Genomic DNA, 219 nt, shown 5'->3' with positions numbered 1-219 from the left:
CTGTAACAAAGAAAATGAGGTCGCCTTGTTAGAGTGTTAGCCATACCAACTATTAATTTGAATTGTTCTAGCTGTTGCATTCGCCCCTAATTGTTTAATTTTAGAGACTATCTCCTCGATAATAGGCGCAGCAACAGGGTCACAATTCTGACAAATATCAATGGCAAACTCGCATAAACCATAAGACTGCTCCAAAGTAAAATTAAGTTCAGGGTAATC

Annotated in this window: 1 protein-coding gene; it reads right to left on the bottom strand. The window is 37.9% G+C overall.

Annotated features, from left to right (window positions below; translation table 11 throughout):
* Window positions 1–36: 36 nt before the first annotated feature.
* On the bottom strand, window positions 37–219 hold a 183-nt coding region (locus V6256_RS15785), incomplete at its 5' end, for a hypothetical protein (RefSeq protein WP_341599164.1).

The sequence above is a fragment of the Psychromonas aquatilis genome, assembly GCF_038155185.1.
Lineage (GTDB): Bacteria > Pseudomonadota > Gammaproteobacteria > Enterobacterales > Psychromonadaceae > Psychromonas > Psychromonas aquatilis.
Note: the sequence above shows the minus strand (reverse complement) of the source record. Positions and strands in the feature narration are given on the sequence as shown.